The organism is Arcicella gelida, assembly GCF_034931025.1.
Lineage (GTDB): Bacteria > Bacteroidota > Bacteroidia > Cytophagales > Spirosomataceae > Arcicella > Arcicella gelida.
On record NZ_JAYGIL010000020.1, the window covers coordinates 76,896 to 96,560 of the forward strand.

At 34.2% G+C, this 19,665-nt stretch carries 16 protein-coding genes; 8 read left to right on the forward strand and 8 right to left on the reverse strand.

What is annotated here, in order from left to right; genetic code table 11:
• Positions 1 to 72 precede the first annotated feature (72 nt).
• The 6 genes from VB776_RS15665 (at position 73) to VB776_RS15690 (ending at position 11,168) form a co-directional block, all read left to right on the forward strand.
• Positions 73 to 1,716, forward strand: coding sequence for a GH39 family glycosyl hydrolase (locus VB776_RS15665; RefSeq protein ID WP_323697746.1), 1,644 nt, complete (start codon positions 73 to 75; stop codon positions 1,714 to 1,716).
• Between the two features lie 471 nt (positions 1,717 to 2,187).
• Positions 2,188 to 2,817, forward strand: a complete 630-nt coding sequence (locus tag VB776_RS15670) for an RNA polymerase sigma factor (protein ID WP_323697699.1) — start codon at positions 2,188 to 2,190, stop codon at positions 2,815 to 2,817.
• A gap of 213 nt (positions 2,818 to 3,030) precedes the next feature.
• Positions 3,031 to 4,134 carry a FecR family protein gene (locus tag VB776_RS15675; protein ID WP_323697700.1) on the forward strand — a complete coding sequence of 368 codons (1,104 nt, stop codon included), beginning with the start codon at positions 3,031 to 3,033 and terminating at the stop codon, positions 4,132 to 4,134.
• 208 nt (positions 4,135 to 4,342) lie between these two features.
• On the forward strand, positions 4,343 to 7,768 hold the full coding sequence (locus tag VB776_RS15680) for a SusC/RagA family TonB-linked outer membrane protein (RefSeq protein WP_323697701.1): 3,426 nt from the start codon (positions 4,343 to 4,345) through the stop codon (positions 7,766 to 7,768).
• A gap of 18 nt (positions 7,769 to 7,786) precedes the next feature.
• Positions 7,787 to 9,469: a RagB/SusD family nutrient uptake outer membrane protein gene (locus VB776_RS15685; RefSeq protein ID WP_323697702.1), complete on the forward strand. Its 1,683-nt coding sequence runs from the start codon at positions 7,787 to 7,789 to the stop codon at positions 9,467 to 9,469.
• 100 nt (positions 9,470 to 9,569) lie between these two features.
• Positions 9,570 to 11,168 carry a glycoside hydrolase gene (locus VB776_RS15690; protein WP_323697703.1) on the forward strand — a complete coding sequence of 533 codons (1,599 nt, stop codon included), beginning with the start codon at positions 9,570 to 9,572 and terminating at the stop codon, positions 11,166 to 11,168.
• A gap of 72 nt (positions 11,169 to 11,240) precedes the next feature.
• Here VB776_RS15690 and VB776_RS15695 read toward each other — a convergent pair whose 3' ends face one another.
• The 6 genes from VB776_RS15695 to VB776_RS15720 form a co-directional block, all read right to left on the reverse strand.
• On the reverse strand, positions 11,241 to 12,200 hold the full coding sequence (locus VB776_RS15695) for a sugar phosphate isomerase/epimerase family protein (RefSeq protein ID WP_323697704.1): 960 nt from the start codon (positions 12,198 to 12,200) through the stop codon (positions 11,241 to 11,243).
• 231 nt (positions 12,201 to 12,431) lie between these two features.
• Positions 12,432 to 13,316, reverse strand: a complete 885-nt coding sequence (locus VB776_RS15700) for a sterol desaturase family protein (protein WP_323697705.1) — start codon at positions 13,314 to 13,316, stop codon at positions 12,432 to 12,434.
• 34 nt (positions 13,317 to 13,350) lie between these two features.
• Positions 13,351 to 13,665 carry a thioredoxin gene (gene trxA, locus VB776_RS15705; protein ID WP_323697706.1) on the reverse strand — a complete coding sequence of 105 codons (315 nt, stop codon included), beginning with the start codon at positions 13,663 to 13,665 and terminating at the stop codon, positions 13,351 to 13,353.
• Positions 13,666 to 13,675: 10 nt separating this feature from the next.
• The gene (locus tag VB776_RS15710) at positions 13,676 to 13,912 is read right to left on the reverse strand and encodes a hypothetical protein (protein ID WP_323697707.1); all 237 of its coding nucleotides are present in this window, start codon (positions 13,910 to 13,912) and stop codon (positions 13,676 to 13,678) included.
• Between the two features lie 10 nt (positions 13,913 to 13,922).
• Entirely contained in the window at positions 13,923 to 14,249 is a 327-nt protein-coding gene (locus VB776_RS15715; protein ID WP_323697708.1) for a rhodanese-like domain-containing protein, read from the reverse strand.
• A gap of 94 nt (positions 14,250 to 14,343) precedes the next feature.
• Complete coding sequence (locus tag VB776_RS15720; protein ID WP_323697709.1) at positions 14,344 to 14,979, reverse strand: Crp/Fnr family transcriptional regulator; 636 nt, start codon at positions 14,977 to 14,979, stop codon at positions 14,344 to 14,346.
• Positions 14,980 to 15,204: 225 nt separating this feature from the next.
• On the opposite strand from VB776_RS15720, the gene VB776_RS15725 reads away from it, so the two are divergent.
• Together VB776_RS15725 and VB776_RS15730 are read left to right on the forward strand one after the other, a co-directional pair.
• Positions 15,205 to 15,792 (forward strand): hypothetical protein, encoded by a 588-nt coding sequence (locus tag VB776_RS15725; protein ID WP_323697710.1) that lies wholly within the window; start codon positions 15,205 to 15,207, stop codon positions 15,790 to 15,792.
• Positions 15,793 to 15,809: 17 nt separating this feature from the next.
• Entirely contained in the window at positions 15,810 to 16,640 is an 831-nt protein-coding gene (locus VB776_RS15730; RefSeq protein ID WP_323697711.1) for a caspase family protein, read from the forward strand.
• Positions 16,641 to 16,679: 39 nt separating this feature from the next.
• Here VB776_RS15730 and VB776_RS15735 read toward each other — a convergent pair whose 3' ends face one another.
• Complete coding sequence (locus VB776_RS15735; protein ID WP_323697712.1) at positions 16,680 to 17,969, reverse strand: TolB family protein; 1,290 nt, start codon at positions 17,967 to 17,969, stop codon at positions 16,680 to 16,682.
• A 33-nt stretch (positions 17,970 to 18,002) separates the two neighbouring features.
• Positions 18,003 to 19,613 (reverse strand): thrombospondin type 3 repeat-containing protein, encoded by a 1,611-nt coding sequence (locus VB776_RS15740; protein WP_323697713.1) that lies wholly within the window; start codon positions 19,611 to 19,613, stop codon positions 18,003 to 18,005.
• Positions 19,614 to 19,665 lie beyond the last annotated feature (52 nt).

Sequence of the window (19,665 nt, forward strand, 5' to 3'; positions counted from 1 at the left end):
CATTTTTAAATTAATAAAATGCTCTTGAAAAAAACATCATTATGGCTGTTGTTGGCAGCCCAATTTGTAGCAATGTCTGTTCCATTATTTGCGCAAGAACAAAACCTTGTGTCAATTCAGGTCGATTTGTCTAAAACGAAAGCACCCATGAAACCAATATGGGCTTGGTTTGGTTACGATGAACCCAATTATACTTATATGAAAGATGGTAAAAAATTGCTGACTGAAATCTCACAATTAAGTAAAGTACCAGTTTATGTAAGAGTACACAGCTTATTGGTAACGGGTGATGGAACGGCTGCTTTGAAGTGGGGTTCTACGAATGCTTATACCGAAGATGCCAATGGCAATCCTATTTACGATTGGACTATCGTTGATAAAATTTTTGATACTTTTATCGAACGTGGCATGAAACCTATCGCTCAAATTGGCTTTATGCCAGAAGCACTTTCAAGTCACCCAACGCCATATCGTCATTACTGGAAACCAGGAGATAACTATAACGACATCTATACAGGTTGGGCATATCCACCAAAAGATTATAATAAATGGGCTGAGCTTGTTTATCAATGGGTAAAACATTCTGTGGCGAAATACGGACAAAAAGAAGTAGAAAGCTGGTATTGGGAACTTTGGAATGAGCCGAATATTGGTTACTGGAAAGGTACAACCGAGGAGTACATAAAATTGTACGATTACTCGGCAGACGCTGTGAAGCGTGCTTTACCAAGTGCCAAAATCGGCGGACCAGAAGTAACTGGACCATCTTGGGATAAGTCTGCGACTTTTTTAAAGACTTTTTTAGATCATGTAACTAAAGGTAAAAACTATGTAACTGGCAAAACGGGTTCTCCAATTGATTTTATTACTTATCATGCCAAAGGTGGACCAAAAGTAGTTGACGGACATGTACAAATGAACATGGGTACACAACTTCGTGACCTTGACAAAGGCTTTGAAATTGTGGCATCATATCCAAGTTTAAAGAAATTACCGATTATCATCGGAGAATCAGACCCAGAAGGTTGTGCTGCTTGTTCAGAAGATTTACATCCGCAAAATGCTTACCGTAACGGAACAATGTATTCTAGTTATACAGCCGCTTCATTTGCTAGAAAATACGAATTGGCAGAAGCTAGAGGTGTAAATTTACTTGGTGCTGTTTCTTGGTCATTTGAATTTGAAGATCAAGCGTGGTTTCGTGGTTTCAGAGATTTAGCGACTAATGGCGTTGATAAACCTGTACTAAATGTATTTCGTATGTTTGGAATGATGGAAGGAAATCGTGTAGAAGTAAAGCAAAATTTGGCTTATGATTTCAAAAAAGTTAGAGACCAAAGTATAAGAGAGGCTGCCGACATCAATGCTTTGGCTTCAAAAAGTACAAACTCAGCAGGAGTAATGGTATGGAATTATCATGACGATAATGTGCCTGCTCCAGATGCTCCAGTGGAAATATCAATAAAAGGATTACCAACTGGCAAAGTAGCCTTATTACATTACCGTATTGATAAAGAAAATAGCAATGCTTATGAAGTTTGGAAAGCGATGGGTTCACCTAAACAGCCTACCGCAGAACAGATTACGATACTCGAAAAAGCTGGACAATTACAATTACTTACTTCGCCAGAATGGATAACGCCTAAAAATGGCGAAACCCAAATCAAAATGAAACTTCCTAGACAAGGAGTATCGTTTTTACATTTTAAATGGTAAAAAAAATATTGCTTTTCATTTCTTACTCGTTCGACTTGTTCTTGAAGGGCAAGTCGAACTTTGTTTTATACCTCATGATTTGTTCAAAATCAATGTTAGGTACTTTCTTTTCAAAAAGCCAGTCCATTTACACCTAAATCATCAACAATTTTATTGAAAGATAAAGTAAAATATTGCCGAATGGGTCTTCTAAAAAAACACAAAAAACGCATCAAAACCCTAAAAACAAGAATAAATACTATTTATTATTAGAAAATAATTATTATAATTTTTTTTTAATTAGATTTGTCAATTAGAAATGAAGTGTAATTTAGGCAAGATGGTTCTCATTAAAGATTTAAAAGGTGTTTTTATTGAGTATTTTCCCCAATTATTCTCCTTGTTTTTTATATCTGTACAATTAAATATATCAGTTTTGAGTAACTATTTCTCCTCCAACTGAAGCTTTAAATGAAAGCGTAGTTACTATTAATGAAGATTTATCAGCAAAATATTCCATTAAATGAAGGCTCTTTAGATGCCAATGCGATTACGCTTTGGTTAAAAATCAAAAGTGGTGATGAAACTGCTTTTGAAGCACTAATGCTTGATTTTTATAAAGTACTTTTTAATTATGGAATTCGATTAGTACCTGATGAAGATTATATCAAAGACTGTATTCAAGATGTTTTTATGGAAATTTGGCTTCGTCGTGCTACACTTGGCGAAACAGATTTTGTGAAATATTATCTGTTGAAATCACTTAGAAGAAGAATTTTCAGAGAGTATAAAAAGTGGTTTGCTCAACATGAAGAAGCTTCGGATGATTATCATTTTATGGTAGATTTTTCGGTGGAAACTCAACTGATAGAACAAGAGCATTCAAGCGAGCAAATCGGAAAAATGGAAATGCTTTTGAATAAATTGCCGAAAAGACAAAAGGAAGCTGTTTACTTAAAATTCTACCAAAACCTGAGTAACGAACAAATTGCTGAAGTACTTGGCGTGAACCGTCAGTCGGTTTATAATTTATTATACGAAGCCCTCCGTAAACTCAGAACAGAATGGCCAAACGAGTATGTAAATTGCATTTTACTACTTTTTGCTTGGCGTGTTATATAATTTCATTTTAAAATTATATATTTTTTTGCACTTCAAAAAGCTTCATTTTTTTTGTATAATTATTTGATTACAAGTTAGTTGCAAGATAGATGTAAACTATTAATAAACATTTAATTATATTTTTTTATAAAATTTTATAATTATTACAGTAGATACCAATAGCTACTTGCATATTATCAATAAAGCGTATGTGTTGAGTTTGATAATATGGAAATGAAAGAATATCATAATTTTGAAATAGAAGATTTTTTGCTGGATGAGTATTTCTTGCAATGGGTAAAAAAACCCAATGCAGAAAATAATGCTTTTTGGGAGGCTTGGCTAATAGCCAATCCGTCTAAAGAACGCATATTTCATGAAGCTAAAAGTTTGATTTTAGCTATCAAAGTAAAACCGTTTAAAGAAATCTCATCTTCAAAGGTTGAAAGCCATGTGAAAGTAATGATGGATGAGATTCAGCAAATTGATTTACAAGAAAAAAGTAAAACAAAAACTAAAAGATTACCTTGGTCAAATTGGATTAAAATTGCCGCAGTATTAACTATTGGTTTAGGGCTTTCTTGGCTGTTTTTCCAAAAGTATAATAAAGTAAGTAATTCTGAGCCAATGTATGAAGCAATGGTGGCATCTTCTAAAATACAATTAATTGAAAAAATTAATGAGGATGAAAAACCTTTATTGGTAAAACTGAGTGATGGAAGTAAAATTACACTTTATCAAAATAGTAGAGTAAGTTATCCAGCAAAATTTGAAACAGATAAAAGAGAGGTGTATTTAACGGGCGATGCTTTTTTTAACATTGCAAAAAATCCTAATAAGCCTTTTTTAGTACATGCAGGAGAGATTGTCACCAGAGTATTAGGAACAAGTTTTTTTGTGAAAGCACCTAACAAAGAAACCAATGTACAAGTTGAAGTAATGACAGGTAAAGTTTCCGTTTTTGAGAAAAATACGCAACCAAACAGTGGGGTTGTACTGTCTCCAAATCATAAAGTTACTTTTTATGAAGGACAACATCATTTTGTGACGGGTTTGATTGATAATCCTCAACCACAAATTGCTGCTGAGCAAGACAATGCAAATCTTTTTGAATTTCATGATACGCCACTTTCGGAAGTATTAGAAAAAATTTCAATGATTTACGGCATTCGTATTGAAGTAGAAAATGAAAAATTATACGATTGTCCGTTTACGGCAGACATCAGAAAACAGCCATTGCATACACAATTAGAAATTATTTGTACGGCAATTAATGGAAATTATGAAATCAAGGGAACAGTAATCCTCATCAATGGACAAGGCTGTGACTCTCTTTAATTTTAATTAATATTTTCAATCCAAAACAATAATCAAATAAATCCCCAATAAATAACCGATATGAAAAAGTAAACATCAATAAAAATGAAAAAAGGTCTAGCAATGTTCGCACCATTGCCAAACCTTAGGAATTACCTACGCTCTGAGAGAGCGATGGGCAAATATTGTCATGCTAAAAATGTGAAAAATTAACAAAACAGTCCAAATTATGAAAAAAAATCGACAAAACAGTAGGATGCTACTGATTGCTATGAAAATTTCGGTAATACAAATTGCCTTGGCGATGGTCTTTACAAGTTTTTCTTATGGCTTTGATACCAAGGCACAAGAATTCATGAATAAATCCATTACAATAAAAGCAGTAAACATAAAACTTAGAGACGTGCTTGAGAAGATTGAACAGCAGGCTCAAGTGAAATTTGTGTACAGTTCAAAGGCAATTAAAGCAGACAGAAAGTTAAATATTACTTCTTCAGAACAACGTTTATCAGAAGTATTAGAAGCACTTTTGAAACCTATGAATGTAGGTTATAAAGTATTGGGCGGACAAATTATTTTAAATGCCAATCCCTCGCTTTCGGTTTCGTTTATTAATGAAGACCCCATTACTTCTGACATTTTAGTAAAGGAAGAACGTACCATTACTGGAAAAGTAGTTGATTCGGAAAAAGGAGAACCTTTGCCAGGTGTAAATATTAGCATCAAAGGAACTCAAAGAGGAACATCAACAGATAGCAATGGTAAGTATTCTATTACCGTACCAGATGATGCTGAAGCCTTGGTTTTTAGCTTTGTAGGTTACGACAGACAAGAGCAAATTATCGGAAAGCGTATAGTTGTTGACGTTAGCATGAAAGTGGATGTTCGCTCATTGGAAGAAGTAGTGGTTGTAGGTTATGGTACACAGAAAAAAGTAACTTTAACGGGTTCGGTTTCTGAAGTAAAAGGGTCTGAAATTGTGAAAAGTCCACAGCCCAATTTATCAAACTCTTTGGCTGGTCGTTTTTCTGGTTTTGTGGCAAACAACAGAGGCGGAGAACCTGGTTATGACGGTTCAAGCTATACGGTAAGAGGTTTTGCTTCAACGGGAAATAATGATGTATTGATTGTAGTGGATGGAGTACCCGGACAAATTGGTGGTTTAGAGCGTTTAGACCCAAATGACGTAGAAAGTATTTCAATTTTGAAAGATGCTTCGGCGGCTGTTTATGGAAGTAGAGCGGCAAACGGAGTAATCCTTGTAACGACTAAAAAAGGAGGAAAAGGGAAACCAACGATTTCATACAGCTTTAATCAAGGGTTGAGTTCACCTACTCGTTTACCAAAATTGGCTGATGCAGCTACTTATGCAACCATTCTGAACGAAATTGATTATTACAATAATCCAGCAGGTGGAATGAATCAGCATTATAGTGCAGATGAAATCACTAAATTTGGTAATGGTTCAGACCCAATTAATTACCCAAATACCAACTGGCAAAAAGAAACATTGAAAAGTGTTGCTTTACAAAATCAGCACAGTTTAAGTATCAATGGTGGAACGGATAACACTAAATATTATTTATCACTTGGAACAATTTACCAAGATGGTTTATACAGAAATGGCGTTACGCAGTACAAACAGTATAATTTCAGATCGAACGTTGAAGCTAATATTACGGATAATTTCAAAGTAAGTTTATCATTGGCGGGTCGTCAGGAAGACAGACAATATCCAACGTCAAGTGCTGGAAATGTTTTCCGTTCTATTTATAGAGCTTATCCAACCGTTGTTTCGGTATATCCAAATGGCTTGCCATCAACAGGTGTTGAAAATAATAACCCAGTAGTTTTAGGTACTTCAGCAGGCGGAATTAATTCGAACCCAACTACTGTTTTTAATGGTATTTTAAGAGCAAGTTATAAACTTCCTTTTGTAAAAGGAGTAAGTATCGACGGTTTCTATTCAGCTGATAGATCTTATAATTTCTCAAAATCATTCAGTACTCCGTATCCTTTATATTCTTATGACAAAAACAATAACGTTTATAATAGAGTAATTACAGGTGGTTCTGCTGGTGCTGCAACTTTGAGCCAAGATGAAACAAATACTTCTTCGATGGTTCAAAATATCAAATTGAATTATGAATTACATGCTGGTAAACACAATCTTTCTACGTTTGTAGCTTACGAGCAAAGTAAAAATTCACAACAAAGATTTGGTGCTTCAAGAATCAATTATCCTACTGTTTCAACGCCTGAATTATCGCAAGGTGGTGCAGCTGCAACCGACAAAAACAATTATGGAAGTAGCTACAACTTTACTAGAAAAAGTTATATCAGTAGAATCGCTTATAATTTCAATGAAAAATATCTTACAGAGGTGCAGATGCGTGTTGATGGTTCTTCAATTTTCCCTGAAGGAAAACAATATGGTTTCTTCCCTTCGGTATCGGTAGGTTGGAGAGTTTCTGAAGAGCCTTGGTTTAAAACTGATAAAGTAAATGATTTAAAACTAAGAGCTTCTTATGGTTCGTTAGGAAATGATAACGTTGGTCAGTTCCAATATTATAACAATTACTCGTTCAGTAATAATTACGTGATTGGTGCGAATACAATTCATCCAGGGATTGATTTGACGAAATTAGCTAACCCAGATATTACTTGGGAAACAGCGAAAAAGATGGATTTAGGATTGAATACAACGTTTTTCAAAAATATCTCTTTAGAATTTATCTATTTCCAACAACAACGTTCAAATATTCTTGCTACCAGAAATGCTTCGATTCCTAACGTATCAGGAATTGTAAACCCTTATGGTTCAGGAACTTTAGTACCTGACGAGAACATCGGTAAAGTAAACAACAGTGGTTTTGAAACAAGTTTGGGTTATAGCCATGCTGGTGAATTCAGATATAACATTTCAGCTAATTTTACTTATGCTAAAAGTAAAGTAATTTTTATTGACGAAGCTGCGGGTGCTTTGGATTATCAACGTCAGACTGGTCGCCCACTTTATACTTATCAATTGTATAAATCAATCGGTATTTTCAGAACTCAAGCTGAGTTAGATTCTTATCCTCACGTTGCGGGAGCGCAATTGGGAGATTTAATTTTGGAAGATTATAACAAAGACGGAAAAATTACGGCTGATGACCAAACCAGAACCGAATACGGCAACGTACCACAAATTACTTATGGTGTAGTGTTTAATGCAGGATATAAAAACTTCGATTTTTCTTGTGTTGTTTCTGGACAAACGAACGTAAGTCAATACGTTTTGCCTGAATCTGGACAAGTAGGAAATTTCTACAGTAGTTGGGCTGATAACCGTTGGAGTCCATCGAATCCAAATGGTACTTATCCACGTGTAGATACTAGAGCTTCATCATCTATCAATGGTGGTTTATACAATAATACTTTCTGGTTGAATGATGCCTCTTTTGTTCGTTTGAAAAATGTTGAGATTGGATTTACGCTTCCAAAAACATTGTTAAGTTCGATAAAATTACAACAAGTACGTATTTATGCGAATGCTTTCAACTTGCTGACACTTACAGGCGTAAAAGATTATGACCCTGAAGGAAACAGTAGCAGTGGACAGTTCTATCCACAACAGAGAATTATCAATCTCGGTGTAAATGTTAAGTTTTAATATTTAAAATTATCGACCATGAAATCAAAAAGAATAATATCAATATTTGTCATTGCCACAGGGATTTTCCTGTCTGTAAATGCTTGTAAAAATGATTTTCTGAATGTAGTACCAACCGATAGAGTATCTGATGCGTCTATTCTTTCAGATTCCTCATTGTTTGAATCTTATGTTATTAACCGTTATGTTGGTGTGCGACTTACCGAAAAAGAAGCCGAAGGTACTCCTCCGGGTTTTGGTAGAGGTTTTGAATATGCCTTATGGTCTTCATTGACCGACGAGTCTATCTACAATAATGATGATAATACTTGGTTAGTACAAAGAGGACAATTAGCACCAGAAAACACTGGAATTGCGGGTACAATTTGGGGAAGAAGTTACCGTGGTATTCGTGATATTAATTATGCTTTATCAAACCTTGATAAAGTACCGATGAGTGCTACTCAGAAAAATAGATTGAAAGGTGAATTGAAGTTTTTAAGAGCTTTCCGTTATCAAGATCTTATCCGTAATTATGGCGGTGTGGTTTTGATGAAAGATCAAGTACTTGAATTAGGACAAGATTTAGCCAATGCTGACATTTATACGAAATCATCTATCAAAGATTGTATTGATTACGTTGTAGCTGAATTAGATGAAGCAAGTACGCTTTTACCAAGAGATAATGGTAATAATTGGCAGTTGGGAAGAGCTACAAAAGGAGCTGCATTGGCTTTAAAAGCTCGTTTGTTATTGTACGCAGCGAGTCCATTGTATAATAGTGGCAACTGGCAAGCTGCTGCAAAAGCAGCCAAAGACGTAATGGATATGGGTAAATATAGCCTTTATACAAATGGTTATGATAAGCTATTTTTAACGGCAGAAAATAATCCAGAAATCATTTTTGAAAGATTATATACGCAAGGCGCTCGTCACGTATGTTTAGAAATTTCAAATGCACCAAATAGCTACGGCGGTTGGGGTGGAAACGTGCCTTTACAAAACATGGTAGATGCTTACGAAATGAACAATGGTAAACCGATTACTGAACCAACTTCTGGTTATAATAGTCAAGACCCATATACCAATCGTGACCCACGTTTTTATATGACGATTCTTTATAATAACGCTTCTTACAGAACAAATACTGTTCAATCGTATTTACCAGGGGGAAAAGACAGTAAAGATGGGCCATCAAACTGGAATACTTCTAAGACTGGTTATTATTTAAAGAAATTCATGAATGATAATTTGCCGATTGATAACCCTTGGGATGTTGCAGGTACTCAGCCTTGGATTTACTTCAGATATGCTGAAATTCTGTTAAACTACGCAGAAGCACAAAACGAAGCGGTTGGGCCAGACCAAAGTGTTTACGATGCCGTTAATGCTATCAGAAAAAGACCAAGTGTAAATATGCCAGCACTTCAAACAGGTTTAACACAAGCGCAAATGCGTGAAGTAATCCGTCGTGAACGTCAAGTAGAATTAGCTTTTGAAGAACACCGCTATTATGATGTTCGTCGTTGGAAAATTGCCAATGTTACTGAAAATGTTCCTGCTTATGGTATTGAAGTAGTAAGAAATGGGAACACGCTTACTTACAATAGAAAAGAAGCCTTATCGGGTCGTCATTTTGAAGAGAAACATAATTTCTTGCCAATTCCAAGAGCAGAAATTCAAGCTTCGAATGGAAAATTAACACAAACGAGCGGTTATTAATCTTAGAACCCTTTCATTTAAATTCAATTGAATGAAAGGGTTTCTTTTTATATTGGAATCTCATTCTATCTTTTCATTCAAACAAACATACCTCGAAAACATGATAAGAACATCCTTTAAAGTAAGCAAGTCTTTTTTGCTGAGAAGATGGCTAATGGCTTATACTTTTCTGTTTTTACTTTTTAGCTGTACAAAAGCACAAGTAGTGCCAGATAATGTACAAACTCCTACAAACAAACAAGTAAACATTAGCATTGACGCTGCAAAAACCTTTCAAACCATTGAACATTTTGGGGCTTCGGATGCGTGGTCTTGTCAATTTGTTGGGAACTGGCCTGAAAGTAAAAAAAATGGTATTGCAGATTTATTATTCAGTCAGGATACAACTGCCAACGGACAGCCAAAAGGAGTAGGTTTATCGTTATGGCGATTTAATATTGGAGCAGGAAGTGCCGCTGTTGGCGACGATAGTGGTATCAGAGATGAGTGGAGAAGAGTAGAATCTTTTTTGGATAATGATGGAAGTTATCATTGGGATAGACAGGCTGGACAAATTTGGTTTCTGAATGCTGCTAAACAAAGAAATGTAAAAAACTTTTTAGCGTTTACCAATTCACCACCGATTCAATTTACTGTCAATAAAAAAGCGTATGCAAGTAACGGTAAGTCGAACCTAAGTGCTGATAAATTTGATACTTTTGCTGATTTTTTGGCAACTGTTATCAAAGGAGTGAAAGATAAAACTGGAATCCTGTTTAACTACGTAAGTCCAGTAAACGAGCCACAATGGGAGTGGAGCGATGGCGGACAAGAAGGTACTCCTTTTAACAATACAGAAATTGCAGGTATTACTCGTTCGTTGAGTGCTAGTTTATTAAAAGCGAATCTTTCCACTAAAATTAATATTGCAGAAGCGGGAGAATTAAACTTTTTATATGCGAAAGATAATCTAGTGAAGGGTTATCAAATCACAGATTTTTTTGAAGCAAGTTCTTCAAATTATGTGGGAAATTTACCGAATCTTGAAAAAGCTATTTCGGGTCATAGTTATTTTACAAGTTCTCCTTTTATACAAGCTCGTGATAAAAGAAAGTTGTTATCTGAAAGTGTTGCGACGATTCCTAACCTAAAATACTGGATGTCGGAATATTGTATTTTGGGTGATAATGCTGGTGAAATGGATGGCAATAAAAAAGACCTTGGGATAGACCCAGCCTTGTATGTTGCCAGAACCATTCACAACGATTTAGTGAATGGTAATGCTACGGCATGGCATTGGTGGTTATCAATTTCTCCTTATGATTATAAAGACGGATTGATTTATATTGACAAAAATAAAACAGACGGAAACTTTAGTGCCAGTAAAATGCTTTGGGCTTTCGGTAATTTTAGTCGTTTTGTTCGTCCGAATGCAGAACGCATTGCTACAACGGTTGAAAATGAAAATACTCAGAATAATTTATTCCAAGTTTCATCTTACAAAGACCTTGCTCAAAAACAATTGATTACCGTTGTTATCAACTCAGATATTAATCCTGTTGATGTGAATCTTACACTTTCAAATGTGAAAGTAAGTACAGTAAAAGCTTATATTACTTCTAAAGATGCAGATTTAAAGCCTTTGCCATCTACTTCTACTAAACAAAAGATTACAGTTCCAGCCCGTTCAATTATTACTTTGGTTGGAAATTTAGAGTAAGTATTAAATAAAATTGGATAATAATATTAAAAGCATGTCATTCTTGATGACATGCTTTTTTGCTTTCAAACCTTAAATAAGATTTCCTTTGATATAGTCGTAACTCATTTTAATACTTTCAAATTTGTCCTCTCTATAAATTTGGTCTTGTTCAACAAAAATATATTCAAGGTCTTTGTTATGAGCGAAAATCTCTTTGAAATTCACTGCACCTGTTCCTACTTCTGTAAATTTTACTTCACGTAAAGTATCAAAAATACCTTTTTTGTTCGCATCAGGATACACCGCTTTGGCAAATTGCTTGTCGATGTCCTTTACATGCCACATCACGAAACGTTTTGGATATTTTTTGAACAATTCAACGGGATTTTTGCCTGCTTTTACTGTCCAAAATAAATCTAATTCAAAACTCAATAAAGCTGGGTCGGTTTCTTCTAGCAATACATCATAGCCTGATTTATTATCTTGCAATACTTTGAATTCCCAGAAGTGATTGTGATAACCTAATTGTAAACCTGCTTTATGACAAAGTTCTCCAGCTTTGTTAAATTGCGTTGCCATAAACTTATAATCGTCCAAAGTCATTTTGTCGATTAAACCAAACGGAGGTACTGGCACAACTAAATATTTTTGACCTAAAGCAACTGCAAGTTCAATTTGAGTTTTTAGTGCATCATCCTTTCCGTTGTTGGGCGTAAGGAAATCATTCAACTGATAATGCCCACTGTGGCTTACTAAGTTATTATCCGATAATAATTGTTTTAACTCAGTCGCTTTTAAATTCCAGAATAAATCTTTGCTTGCATCACCTGTGTAATTAAAAAAAGTTTCAACATGGTTGAAGCCAATTTTTGATACTTTACTGATAGTTCCTTTCACATCTTTCGCTAATTCTTCACGAAGCGTATATAATTGCAAGCCGATTTGCTTAGGCTTTGCAAAGGAACGTGCAGCGAGCAAATCTGATTGTGCCATCAGTAAGCCAGCACTTGCCAATCCCATCTTCTTGAGAAAGTCTCTTCTTTGGTTCATGTAATTATCGGATTAATAGTAATAAAATGTATTATTGTGTTTTTGATTGATTGTCGTTTTGTTAATAAAAACATCGCTAATGGATGCCTATGGATATTATTTTATCATTATGATACAATAGTACAAAAAAATATTTTATCACCAAAATATTTAATATTTTTATTGAAATAATGATAATTGTTATTGAACGGAGGGGAAAGTAATTGAATGAGAGTAAACCAGTCAGTAAAACTATTTTTGTTGGTTTTTTCTTATAAATGGATATTTTACCTGATCCCAAAACTTTTTAGGAAAGGTATTAATTTTAGGAAAGCCCAATTTCAGGTTACTATCTTGGTAAGGAATTTTAGCATAGCCGAATATGTAATCCCAAATACTGAGTGTAATGCCAAAATTGACGCCATTTGGATAACCTTCTGGCAATTCTTCTGCATGATGCCACAAGTGCATTTGCGGGCTATTCAAAATATATTTGAATGGCCCTAAAGGCAAATAAATATTGGCATGATTGAGATGCCCAATTGTCAACGTAAATAAATGGACGATGATAAAATCATCAATGCCAAAACCAATCATTGCCAAAGGAATATATTCTAGACTTCTGTAAGTAATGGTTTCCATCCAATGATAGCGAAGATGAGCTGCAAAACCCATTTCTTCAACGCTATGGTGTACTTTATGAAATTCCCAAAGCAAAGGAACACGGTGTAATAATCGATGAATATTCCATTGCACAAAGTCCCTGACAACCAATAAAATCAACAATTGTATCCAATAGGGGAGACTTCCTACCTGAATAGCGACAAGATTTTGGATGCCAAAAAGCCCTAAAAAATCTTTGAAAGCCAGAACCGCTATATCAGAAACAGCGTTATAGACAACCAACGAAAACAAGAAAAAATTGAAGAACATATAGAACACATCCAACCAAAAATCATGTCGGATTCTTGCCTGTTGTTTTCGCCAAGGAAAAACAATTTCCAATGTCCAAACAAAAAAAGAAATAGCAATGAGCCAATAAAAGTAATTATGCCAGTTTGGATGTAAAATTTCGTTCAAAACGTACATGAAGTAATTGGCATATCCCATGTAAAAGGCTTCAAAGTATTTTTCCATTAACCGTTAATTGTTATTTTTTGAGAACGAATAACTAAGCTTGGTGTGACAATTGATTGACGATTTGTGTTAATTGTTGTTTTTGTACTACACCCGATTGTCTCCAAACAATTTTTCCATTCTTAAATAAAATCAAGGTTGGTACACCCTGAATACGATAAGTTGCTGCGGTACTTGGACTTTTATCTACGTCGATTTTCAAAACTCTCACTCTGTCGCCCATTTGGCTAGCAAAGTCTTTTAAAATTGGCGACATTGTTTTACAAGGGCCACACCATTCAGCAAAGAAATCTACCAAAACAGGTGTCGAACCTTGAATTATTTCTGAAAAGCTTTCTTTCTTTTCCATTTTCTTAAAACTATTTAATTTCTTCAAAATCTACCGTTTCAGTCGCTGAATTTCGATGGTTATTTTTGGGTTTTACTTCGCAGGCTCCCATCGGGCAACCAGTATTCATGACGGATTGATATATAAAAAAACCACCCAATAACGCTAATAAAGTTTGATGTTCCCTGACTGATTCTACGATGATGTAGATTCCCATCAACAGACGGATTATTCTCAAAGCACTCCAATTTTTAAATATATTTTCCATCGTTATAATCTTAAAATGTACTATTCATGATGCCACCCGAAAGATTGTATAGTTTTTTAAAACCCAAATCTGCCATCAATTTACAGGCCTGTCCGCTTCTATTTCCACTTCTGCAATACACAAAATAAGTTTTGTCTATATCCATTTTAGCAATTTCCTGTTTGAAAGTTCCACCAATCAAATCAAGATTTACTGCACCACTGATAGCACCTTGCTTATACTCTTCTTTGGTTCTAACATCTAAAATTACACCATTGGGATGCTCATTAAATAATTTTTTAAAAGTATCCGCAGATACATTTTCGTAGCTCTTTTTTACATTAAAAAAATCAAACATTTTCATAAATTTTCTTTGTTTATAAATTGATGCTACAAATGTCAGTTTTTATAATACAACAAACCGTGATAAATGTTACATAGAAACCTGTATTTTAACAGAGTTCTACTTTATTTCTCGAAAGCTTTACTTTTCCAAGCTTTTCTAATTGCTTTAAAAGCCTAGAAATCACTTCCCTAGAAGTTGCAAGTTCATTCGCTAGTTCTTCATGAGTAATGTTAAAAATGTTATTTCCGCTTTGTTTCGCTTTTCTTTGAAGAAGCTTGATGAGGCGTTCGTCTAGTTTATGAAACACAACATCGTCAATAACATTCAGTAAATCTTCAAATCTTTTTTGATAGGTAGCAAAAACAAAATGCTTCCAAGAGGAATATTTAGTAATCCATTCTTCAATTTTATCGACAGGGACACTGATTAAGGTCGTTTTTTCTTCGGCTATAGCCGTGATTTCACTTACTTTTCGGTCAAGACAACAAGTAAGAGAAAGCGCACATGAATCCATTCCACCCAAATAATATAGAAGTGCTTCACGTCCTTGACTATCATTTCTAAGAATTTTGATGGAACCTTGCAAAATAATTGGCACAGAACGAATATATCCACCCGGACGTATCAAGACAAACCCCTCTTCAACCGTCATGAAATTACCAGTTAGAGCCAACTCCTTGAGTAACTCACTTTCAAAAACATTTCCAAACGTTTCTTGAAGAAATTTTAAATCGATTTGCATAACTAATGTTGGGTGAAAGTAATAAGACGCTAAAGATATTACAATGAATTGTTTTTTAGCGGATAATTGTGGAGAAATTAGGTATCTTTATTTATGTAAATACAATAGTGAATGTAATTGACATTCATTTTTTACAAATTGTTTTTATATTCTATTATACACTATTGCGAAAGTATTTTGCTCTTAAAATTCTTTCTAATTTCCCCAAGTACTTCGTATGCTCTCATGAAAATAATAGTATTAAATATTCTATTTTTGGGGATTTCCTTTTATCAAACTGGATGGACGAATAGTAATCTTTTATTTAGAGACAATATAATAGTAGGTATCAATCATAACGATATATTTGAAAATACAGATTCTACTTCTGAAGTATTTAAGGGCTACAATAAGCTTAGACATTTTTTAGGAACGAACGCCAGTAAAACCATTATACAAGCTGAACAGGTTACTCCATTTCTTCTTTATCCATTTAAACATGATGGAGATACCTTTGCTGGTTATACTGTCCGAAAAAAAGGAGTATCGCTTACACAAAATGAAGTAATTAGTTTGAAGGAAATAATTTGTTCTGATAGAAATTACGCTTTTGATAACTTGATGAAAAATTGCACGTTTACACCAATTCTAGGATTAGAGTTTAAAAAAGGTACTCAAATAGTTCAAGTATTAATTTGTTTGGATTGTGATGTTTGGCGTTTTGTAGGAAATGATTTGAATAAAGAAGAAGATTTTGATGTTGCCCACGGACTTATAATAAATTATCTAAGACAAATGTTTCCAACGGATACTATTGTAAAACAAATACATTGAAATAGAAAGAAATTTTTATGAAAAGAAGAATGTTCCTTTCGAAGTTATCGGGGTTAGGGTTATTTACTTTTTTGAGTAAACCGAAAGACTGTGTACAAATTGAGAAACCAATTTTAAATGTGTTACTAGCAGTTGATTTAAGCCAAGAAAGTAGAAAAAAGGATAGATTAGCTGATCTTAGAGCAATGGAATTCTTTTTCCGATCTAAAGGGGAAATGGCAGGGATGAACGTTCAAGTTCATACTTTTTTAAATGCAAGTTTTACGCCAACACATTTGATTGAAGCTATTAATAAAATAGGAGATATTACTAAAAATCAACCACAAAATAGTGGAATTGCCTTTTATTTTTCTGGACATGGTGCAAATTTTGGAGATGAAATTTTTCCACGATTTTCGTTTGGAAGCGAAGTACTAGCCATGAATAAACTTAACGCAATGATTGGAGCTTGTAATCCTAGATTAAGGTTTATCCTTGCAGATTGTTGCAATAATTTTATTCAAGGTATGTCGCAGATTCCTAATACTGCCAACCCAACAGATGAAGATTTAGTTAAAAAACTATTTTGGGATTTTGGAGCTTCTAATGTTAGAAAGACAATATTAATTTGTGCTGCAGAGCGAGGAGAATATTCATACAGTGTGGAGTCTGGCAGTATTTTTCAGCAAATGTTTAGGAAAGCCTTTTATGAGTGTACTTCTAACGATAATATTAGTGCTAGTTGGGAGCAAATTAAAAATAGGACAATGAAGGAGGTAAAGAGAATTTTAGATAGACAATCTAAAACCACAGGTGTTAGTTATGGCCAGGCACCTATTTTCAAAATCATCTCTACCTCAGACATTTGAGCAATACATACATCAATTCAATTAAACACTACAGTAAAATCATTGTCTATTTTTTAGAATTTCAATTCTTTTAGTTTTTGTATTGGTTTTGGGTGTAGGTGTTGATACACTCATTGTACTAGCTGGAATCAGTTTTGGAATTGCTTGCATCAAAAAATCTTTTGCAATTAATTCGCAATTATTGAAGGAATTTCCACCTACAGGCAAATCTTTGTTTATGTAACCTTCTGTTTTAATATTTAAAGTAAATTCATCATAAGTTGGTAAAACAACAGTATATCTACCATCTGAAATATTTGTTTCGAAAGTAGCGAATATCTCATTAGGAGATGTTTTCGCTATTACGTCAATTTTAGCATGAAGCGGGGTTTGAGAAAGAGAATCTAATACAAAACCTTGTATGACAGCATTTTTTTGTGGTTTATATTCTTCAGGAATTACTGAAGAATATATATCTCCATCAGAAACAAAGTAGAGTATATCGCCGCACGGATTAATCGTAACAAACTTATCATCTTTTCTTGAGTTGATAAACTTCAAATTAACAGGTTCTAGCCAAGTCCCGTCGTCTTGTAATACAGACTTATATACATCGAAATCGCCTTTACTTTCTTTTCTGATTGACGAAAAAAATAGTGTTTTACCATCAGCATGAATCCTTGGAGCACATTCACAGCCTTGATTGATAGGATATGGTAGCTGGATGGGGCGTTCCCAAGGGTCATTAATACTTTCACGTTCAGATAGCAGGATTTTATAACATTGTTGATTCCCTATTTTTTGATTAGGTATTTCTCGGATAAAAAAAAGCTTTTTGCCATCTGGAGTGATACTTGGTGAACCTTCGAAAGCTGCTGTATTGATAGCTTCTCCCGCATTTTGTGGAGTACTCCAATTATCGTTAATTCTGGTTGAAAAATAGATGTCTTCACTTCCTTTCCCAATTTTATTAATACCAGAAAAAAAAATACTGTTACCATCATAACTAATATTGGGATGGTTTACAATTCTTGATGTTTGAAAAAAATTATTAATATTTTCAATGGCTTGTGGTGGCTGATACTCACCTCTTTGATGGAGTTTTGTCTCAAATATTCCAATAATGTTAGGACTAACAATAGAATCTCCAACATAAGATACTTCTCTATTGGGATTATATTTATTAGATTGATATATAAAACTAGTTCTATCTGCACTTATTGAAGGAGAATCTTCTAAAAACTCAGAGTTAATCGGACTAGGCAAGCGTTTTTTATTGACTTGCCCCAACCCTAAGTGATTTAAAGTAACAAGAATAAGTATTGTTATTTGAATTTTTATTTGCTTCATATTTAACAGTCTTTTGAATCAATATTGTATTCCTTATTTAATAGGACATCCCTTGTTTTCTTTTGGTCCTGCTTCATTAGGGCAATTATCTTTTTCATCTGGAATCCCATCGTTATCAGAATCTGGACAACCATTGAATTTTGGAAGTCCTTTTTGGTCAGGACATTTATCACTATCATCAGGGATACCATCACCATCTCTATCGGGACACCCGTGTGTTTTAATCGTTCCAGCTTTATCTGGACAAGCATCATCTTTATCTTGTATCCCATCATTATCATTATCTGGACATCCATCAAATTCAGCTAGGCCTTGATTGTCAGGGCATTTGTCTTTGCGATTAGATACACCATCATTATCATTATCTTTGATTCGTTTTGCTTTTTTTGATATTGATATGCCAACATAAAAAGTAGGCTTAATTCCTTTTGATTGGTCAAAAAGGAAGTTAATGTTTTCTGTTCCGAAAATCAATGAGCCAAGACGTACATGGAAACCAACACCTATAGATTTATTGTCAATGTTATAAGAAATTGGCATGCTCCAACTTCCATCACCTGATTCTGCTCTAAAAGCTGCGGAAACCATCGATGGTTGAGAGTAACTATCGCTCTTTTTAACATTTCGATACATCAAATTAAAATACCAAGTTTTTCCTAAATAGGCATCTGCTTGAAGTATGAGTGTAGAAGGTAAAACAGAACGGTTATCTACAAGAGTATCTTTAAAATATGGATTAAAGCTTTCAGTGATAGGATCTAAGGCAAGCCCACTAAATGTTTTGCTGTTAATACTACTTTTTGCAATACTTCCAGTTAGTATTTTTTTAGCATTATTAACTCTATAGTTGCCCAAGTCCAAGAGTGAAAGTCCTAATTTCAGCCGATACTTATTTTTTTCAACATCAGAACGGTCGTGTTTATCCATCTTGTAATGATATTGCTGATAATTAGGTCTGAATTCATAAGTTAAACCTAAATCAAAACCTGTTCCATCATGTTGAGCCATGATATTATTATAGCTATGATCAATATCGCCAAAGAGTCTTTGTCCAGTAAAGTTTATTTGGGATGAATCAGCATCAAAGCTATAAGCTTGATTGTTAGTAGTTCTGTACCATTTTATAGCCGCTCCAATTTTTAAAAAATGTTGATTCCTGATAAATATTGGTAAAGCATATCCTAAACTATAATCTCTTACTGTAGCTGTATTATAAGTTTGGTTCTTGAAAAGAAATGTATCAACATTAATAGGGTCTGTTCCAAATAAACGATTTAGGTTTCCATTTTCACTTTGCCAAGTACGAAGGCGAGTACCAAATACAATAGCATGATTATTATAAAGTTGTATCATCAAACCAGGCCCAGCCCAATCTTCATAATTAGTTCTCCACTTTTTTTCACCTACATCAACAGTTGTGGAAGATGGAGATGCCCAAGTATTGTTTAAAGTATTTTCTGTTCCAACCCAATACATCGACCCCAAGTGAATTTGCCAAGCTAGCCTTGAATCCGAAATACTTGAAGGATTCATTTGTGCTTCTCTAACGCCAGCATTATTATTCGTTTGCCATATTCCAGTATATTGGGCATTGAGCGTGGAGATTAAAAAAACAAAAAATATAGTAAAAATCGCTTTTTTCATGAGTAATTTTTGAATAAGTTTTAATATTAAAGCAATGAGTTTTGTAAAGGAA

Bases quoted from the DNA above. Each gene is read 5' to 3' on its own strand.
- VB776_RS15665 (WP_323697746.1), top strand. From the start codon at position 73: ATGTCTGTTCCATTATTTGCGCAAGAACAAAACCTTGTGTCAATTCAG.
- VB776_RS15670 (WP_323697699.1), top strand. From the start codon at position 2,188: ATGAAGATTTATCAGCAAAATATTCCATTAAATGAAGGCTCTTTAGAT.
- VB776_RS15675 (WP_323697700.1), top strand. From the start codon at position 3,031: ATGAAAGAATATCATAATTTTGAAATAGAAGATTTTTTGCTGGATGAG.
- VB776_RS15680 (WP_323697701.1), top strand. From the start codon at position 4,343: ATGAAAAAAAATCGACAAAACAGTAGGATGCTACTGATTGCTATGAAA.
- VB776_RS15685 (WP_323697702.1), top strand. From the start codon at position 7,787: ATGAAATCAAAAAGAATAATATCAATATTTGTCATTGCCACAGGGATT.
- VB776_RS15690 (WP_323697703.1), top strand. From the start codon at position 9,570: ATGATAAGAACATCCTTTAAAGTAAGCAAGTCTTTTTTGCTGAGAAGA.
- VB776_RS15695 (WP_323697704.1), bottom strand. From the start codon at position 12,200: ATGAACCAAAGAAGAGACTTTCTCAAGAAGATGGGATTGGCAAGTGCT.
- VB776_RS15700 (WP_323697705.1), bottom strand. From the start codon at position 13,316: ATGGAAAAATACTTTGAAGCCTTTTACATGGGATATGCCAATTACTTC.
- trxA (WP_323697706.1), bottom strand. From the start codon at position 13,665: ATGGAAAAGAAAGAAAGCTTTTCAGAAATAATTCAAGGTTCGACACCT.
- VB776_RS15710 (WP_323697707.1), bottom strand. From the start codon at position 13,912: ATGGAAAATATATTTAAAAATTGGAGTGCTTTGAGAATAATCCGTCTG.
- VB776_RS15715 (WP_323697708.1), bottom strand. From the start codon at position 14,249: ATGTTTGATTTTTTTAATGTAAAAAAGAGCTACGAAAATGTATCTGCG.
- VB776_RS15720 (WP_323697709.1), bottom strand. From the start codon at position 14,979: ATGCAAATCGATTTAAAATTTCTTCAAGAAACGTTTGGAAATGTTTTT.
- VB776_RS15725 (WP_323697710.1), top strand. From the start codon at position 15,205: ATGAAAATAATAGTATTAAATATTCTATTTTTGGGGATTTCCTTTTAT.
- VB776_RS15730 (WP_323697711.1), top strand. From the start codon at position 15,810: ATGAAAAGAAGAATGTTCCTTTCGAAGTTATCGGGGTTAGGGTTATTT.
- VB776_RS15735 (WP_323697712.1), bottom strand. From the start codon at position 17,969: ATGAAGCAAATAAAAATTCAAATAACAATACTTATTCTTGTTACTTTA.
- VB776_RS15740 (WP_323697713.1), bottom strand. From the start codon at position 19,613: ATGAAAAAAGCGATTTTTACTATATTTTTTGTTTTTTTAATCTCCACG.